General features: G+C 64.8%; 1 protein-coding gene. It reads right to left on the reverse strand.

Annotated features, from left to right (window positions below; all coding sequences use genetic code 11):
* Window positions 1-20 precede the first annotated feature (20 nt).
* The gene (locus IMZ11_RS42545; protein ID WP_228649254.1) at window positions 21-845 is read right to left on the reverse strand and encodes a transposase family protein; all 825 of its coding nucleotides are present in this window, start codon (window positions 843-845) and stop codon (window positions 21-23) included.
* Window positions 846-963 lie beyond the last annotated feature (118 nt).

Here is a 963-nt window from a genome sequence, read left to right on the forward strand (position 1 = left end):
TGACGTTTTCTCAGTGACTGTCAGCTGATCCTTCTGTGTTCGAAATGGACGAGAACGAGGGCGGCCCGAGCGAGATCCCCGATTCGGCTGGGACTGAGGGCGGTGTGCTGCAAGGCGGTCCAGCGTTGGGTCAGCAGCGCGAAGCCGCGTTCGCCGAGGCAGCGCAGTGCGCGGAGCAGGTGGTTGAACGTGCGGTTGTCGATGCTGAGGACGTTGCCGTCGGCGGGTTGCTTGAACGGGGTGTAGACGCCGTGACCTGCGCCTTGATAGCCGGGGTCGGCCAGGATCGGCATTGTCTTGGCATGTGGGTAGGCGGTGGGCAGTACGTGCACGCGGGCCGCGTCGATGTCCGGAACGCCGCCGGGTTCGACCTCGGAGGTCCACAGCGGGAACCCGTCCGGGGCGAACAGCGCCTGAACGTTGCCGCCGAAATCGGAGGTCTTTCCGGCGTACCAGGCGTCGATCTGCGCGCCTTTCACGCTGGTGGTCTTGATGCGGCATCGGTCGGTGTCGAAGACTTTCCCGTCCAAGATGAGGTGTGGCAGTCCCTCGCCGGCGGCTCGTTGAAGGGCGGAGTGCAGGTCGGGTGCCTGATCCGCCAGGACGTCGATGGCTTCGTGCAGGTATCGGTAGGCGGTGGCTTGGGAGAGGCCGAACGCCTTGCCGTGCAGGGCGAGGTTGGGGCGTTGGCGGAACCATGCGATCGCGAAGACGGCTTGAAGCCAGCAGGTCAGCGCCCTGGTTCCCTTCCTGGTGCCGCGTGCCGCACGTTCCTGCCGCAGCAGTCGGGCGACGAAGCGGATGAGGTCGCGTGAGACGTCGAGCATGGCAGGATAGGTGATCACGTGGGGCCTTCTGGTAGACGGACGATCTTGTGGTGAGACCTCTTCTACTGAAGGCTCCACGCCTGTTTCCGGCGTTCTCTGTTCGTCCGCGTGTCTGCCCGCGTGTGATCGTTTCTGC

The sequence above is a fragment of the Microtetraspora sp. AC03309 genome, assembly GCF_020826795.1.
In the GTDB taxonomy this organism is placed as follows: Bacteria; Actinomycetota; Actinomycetes; order Streptosporangiales; family Streptosporangiaceae; genus Microtetraspora; species Microtetraspora glauca.